We start from the raw sequence: 4,404 nt of genomic DNA, 5'->3' as shown, positions 1-4,404 counted from the left end.
TGCAAGGTGGCGGCGCGATCGGCGGCGCCGAATGCACCGCGCAGCGCGCCCTCGACCCGCTCCGGCACCTTGGCGAAGGTCATTTCGCCGTCGAGAGATGCGAAAACGGCGCCGCCGATCAGGGCCGCGCCGCAGAGTCCGGTCAGAATCGTCCCGCTGAACCATTGCACCGAGACGCGGCGGCGGTCGATCACGGCGGCTTCAGAACCATCGACGGATAGCGGCGGCTCGTGGCCGAGATCGATGATCCCGGTCTCACGCCCGTAAGCGCCGCGTGACGTCCTGTGGTTCACTCAAGTCCCCCAATCAACGACCCAAGAAGCCCGCTTCGAACCTTGTCCTGGCCGCCCTCTTGAAGGGGGATCGCCGGAAAAGGCAAGCCGCGCAGGCGTCCGCGCTCAGGAGGCCCCGTGAATGGGGCCGGCCGAAATTACGAACAGCTGGACGGGTAAAGCTCTCTCGATGTCTCTCGAATGTCCGGGGAAGGCTGCGTCATCTGCAAGATCGCCTTCCTCTGACCCCATGAAAACCGCCGGCAGCCCCCTCTGGCATCCCCCGCGATTCAAGCTTGTCTCTTATCAGAACGCCGCGGGATTGTGGCTCAAGTACGGCGCCTGTCATGGAAAAAGTTTCCTGAACGGCCCGCCGTAAAGGGCCCCGTCCGACTGGGGGCGTAGCCTGGCCCGACCTGGCGGGACTGTCCATCCGGCTCGGGATGTCCGGCCGGGGATCGTCGGGCTTGGGCTAGGCCGCTCCCCGCTGGGTGAAGCGGGAGCGCCCAGAAGGGTGTCGGGGGAGGGGCCCGGGAGGGGGGCTTAAGCGCCCTCCGGAGCCCGCCGGCGGGCAAACTTTTTTTCAGATTTTTTGCCGCCCCGCTCCGGCCGCCGCGCTCCCGCCCTTTCTAATCCATTGGAAATGCTGTAATTTTTTCCACGGTCCACCGTGCGACGATTTGTTGACAATGGGCGTTGACAATCCCGAGTGCGGGGGCCTATAACCCGACCACTGAGCGCGGCGCCGCCGGGTCACTGACCAAGGCGAGCGAACGCGCCACTGATGCTCCTCACTTTGTTGAGTGCACAACAGCCGATGCAAATCGGTTGGAGTTCATTCATCGTCGGTAAGGGTGTCGGAACCCTTCCTCTCTGGAAGGTTGAGGCCTCCACGGTCTCGGGCTGTTTGACAAGTGAAGATGAAGAAAGAGAAACGTGGACGGCGGAGTCCTTGCGGGTCTCGCTTTTGAAAAGCTTCGGCTTTTCTGATCGAGACCGGACGAAAGACTTCGGCGGTACACGTTTTCAAGGAAACACCATCGTTGCCAGCGATGTGAATCGCAGGCAGCTCGGCGACTTCGGTCGTCGGAAAAATGGTGGGACCTCGTCAAACGTTGTGATCAGCCGGTTCAAAGTTCAAGTCCAACTTGAGAGTTTGATCCTGGCTCAGAGCGAACGCTGGCGGCAGGCTTAACACATGCAAGTCGAGCGGGCGTAGCAATACGTCAGCGGCAGACGGGTGAGTAACGCGTGGGAACGTACCTTTTGGTTCGGAACAACACAGGGAAACTTGTGCTAATACCGGATAAGCCCTTACGGGGAAAGATTTATCGCCGAAAGATCGGCCCGCGTCTGATTAGCTAGTTGGTGAGGTAATGGCTCACCAAGGCGACGATCAGTAGCTGGTCTGAGAGGATGATCAGCCACATTGGGACTGAGACACGGCCCAAACTCCTACGGGAGGCAGCAGTGGGGAATATTGGACAATGGGGGCAACCCTGATCCAGCCATGCCGCGTGAGTGATGAAGGCCCTAGGGTTGTAAAGCTCTTTTGTGCGGGAAGATAATGACGGTACCGCAAGAATAAGCCCCGGCTAACTTCGTGCCAGCAGCCGCGGTAATACGAAGGGGGCTAGCGTTGCTCGGAATCACTGGGCGTAAAGGGTGCGTAGGCGGGTCTTTAAGTCAGGGGTGAAATCCTGGAGCTCAACTCCAGAACTGCCTTTGATACTGAAGATCTTGAGTTCGGGAGAGGTGAGTGGAACTGCGAGTGTAGAGGTGAAATTCGTAGATATTCGCAAGAACACCAGTGGCGAAGGCGGCTCACTGGCCCGATACTGACGCTGAGGCACGAAAGCGTGGGGAGCAAACAGGATTAGATACCCTGGTAGTCCACGCCGTAAACGATGAATGCCAGCCGTTAGTGGGTTTACTCACTAGTGGCGCAGCTAACGCTTTAAGCATTCCGCCTGGGGAGTACGGTCGCAAGATTAAAACTCAAAGGAATTGACGGGGGCCCGCACAAGCGGTGGAGCATGTGGTTTAATTCGACGCAACGCGCAGAACCTTACCAGCCCTTGACATGTCCAGGACCGGTCGCAGAGATGTGACCTTCTCTTCGGAGCCTGGAACACAGGTGCTGCATGGCTGTCGTCAGCTCGTGTCGTGAGATGTTGGGTTAAGTCCCGCAACGAGCGCAACCCCCGTCCTTAGTTGCTACCATTTAGTTGAGCACTCTAAGGAGACTGCCGGTGATAAGCCGCGAGGAAGGTGGGGATGACGTCAAGTCCTCATGGCCCTTACGGGCTGGGCTACACACGTGCTACAATGGCGGTGACAATGGGATGCTAAGGGGCGACCCTTCGCAAATCTCAAAAAGCCGTCTCAGTTCGGATTGGGCTCTGCAACTCGAGCCCATGAAGTTGGAATCGCTAGTAATCGTGGATCAGCACGCCACGGTGAATACGTTCCCGGGCCTTGTACACACCGCCCGTCACACCATGGGAGTTGGTTTTACCTGAAGACGGTGCGCTAACCCGCAAGGGAGGCAGCCGGCCACGGTAGGGTCAGCGACTGGGGTGAAGTCGTAACAAGGTAGCCGTAGGGGAACCTGCGGCTGGATCACCTCCTTTCTAAGGATGGTTCTTCAGAAGCTTGCTTCTATCGAACCGTTTTAGAAACATCAGTGGCCAACAGATCGCCAGATCGTTGAGCTGCATTGGCGGGATTTCGCCGTCTACGTTTCTCTTTCTTCGCGGACGAACACGCGCTGGGGCTGCAAGCTGCAGATCCCTGGTCCTTGACTGGATATGCGTTAGGGGCTTGTAGCTCAGTTGGTTAGAGCGCGCGCTTGATAAGCGTGAGGTCGGAAGTTCAAGTCTTCCCAGGCCCACCACTTTCATCGAGTGAGCATTCGTCTTCTGGTTACGGGGCCATAGCTCAGCTGGGAGAGCGCGTGCTTTGCAAGCATGAGGTCGTCGGTTCGATCCCGTCTGGCTCCACCAGATGGTTTGATCAATCGACTGATCGTGCACCAAAATCGTCCGCGAAACATCACTTCGCATCTTGCTAGTCTGGATAGACAGCAAGTTGCGTGATTTCTGACATCGTAAAGAGGAGATCGATCCGAGTTGGATCGTGCGGCAAGCAATTGCCACGCGAGACTTCATTATCTCCGGATCATTTCGGCGCTCGTGCGTCTTTCAAATGTAGCTCACAAGGCTGCGCTTGAGAGACAAGCGAGTTGTAAATGATCCTTTTAGCGAAGCTTGACCGCCTCGCTATCGGAACGATCTTACGAAGCAAGCTGGTCTTTCTAATCATTGTCCGGCTGCAGATAGCGTTCATCGAGGGCGCGTGCCGCAAGGTAATTCTGCAGACAACATTCTGCCGAGTGTGTGGACATTGATAATGAGAGCAATCAAGTGCCTTAAGGGTGTTCGGTGGATGCCTTGGCGCTGAGAGGCGATGAAGGACGTGCTACGCTGCGATAAGCCGTGGGGAGCTGCGAAGAAGCTTTGATCCATGGATTTCCGAATGGGGAAACCCACCTTCGATAGCCGGAACTCCAAGACCTCAGTCGAAAGACTGTGGTGTGGGGTTCGATCAGAAATGAGAGATGCCTAGGCCTTTAGATTTCGATCGAGAGGTTTTGGATTTCCGGTTATCAAGAGAAGGTATGAGACTTCTGAATACATAGGAGGTTTCAAGCAAACCCAGGGAACTGAAACATCTAAGTACCTGGAGGAAAGGACATCAACAGAGACTCCGTTAGTAGTGGCGAGCGAACGCGGACCAGGCCAGTGATACATCAAAGACAATCGGAACCAGTCAGGAAAGCTGGGCCTCAGAGGGTGATAGCCCCGTACGAGTAATGCGATGATGTATCCACGAGTAAGGCGGGACACGTGAAATCCTGTCTGAACGCGGGGGGACCACCCTCCAAGCCTAAGTACTCCTCAGCGACCGATAGTGAACCAGTACCGTGAGGGAAAGGTGAAAAGCACCCCGACGAGGGGAGTGAAATAGACCTGAAACCGGACACCTACAAACAGATGGAGCCCAAGATACGTTCTGGGTGACATCGTACCTTTTGTATTATGGGCCAGCGACTTAATTTAACGAGCAAGCT

2 tRNA genes, 2 rRNA genes and 1 pseudogene (1 of these 5 only partly in view) are annotated in these 4,404 nt (G+C 56.4%); 4 read left to right on the top strand and 1 reads right to left on the bottom strand.

Features of this window, described 5'->3' with window-relative positions:
• A pseudogene (locus MOV74_RS18175) lies at nucleotides 1-293 on the bottom strand (hypothetical protein); the annotation flags it as partial.
• A 1,123-nt stretch (nucleotides 294-1,416) separates the two neighbouring features.
• On the opposite strand from MOV74_RS18175, the gene MOV74_RS18170 reads away from it, so the two are divergent.
• From MOV74_RS18170 to MOV74_RS18155, 4 genes are all read left to right on the top strand, one after another.
• Nucleotides 1,417-2,905 (top strand): 16S ribosomal RNA (locus MOV74_RS18170).
• 186 nt (nucleotides 2,906-3,091) lie between these two features.
• Nucleotides 3,092-3,168, top strand: a tRNA-Ile gene (locus MOV74_RS18165).
• Between the two features lie 33 nt (nucleotides 3,169-3,201).
• Nucleotides 3,202-3,277 (top strand) — tRNA-Ala (locus MOV74_RS18160).
• Between the two features lie 414 nt (nucleotides 3,278-3,691).
• Nucleotides 3,692-4,404: ribosomal RNA gene (locus MOV74_RS18155) — 23S ribosomal RNA — on the top strand (it continues 2,159 nt past the right edge of the window).
• Together the 16S and 23S rRNA genes with 2 tRNA genes alongside form the textbook arrangement of a ribosomal RNA operon.

The sequence above is a fragment of the Bradyrhizobium sp. SHOUNA76 genome (genome assembly GCF_023006445.1).
GTDB lineage: Bacteria > Pseudomonadota > Alphaproteobacteria > Rhizobiales > Xanthobacteraceae > Bradyrhizobium.
The sequence above is the reverse complement of the archived record's forward strand: the minus strand, read 5'-3'. Positions and strand labels throughout refer to the sequence as shown.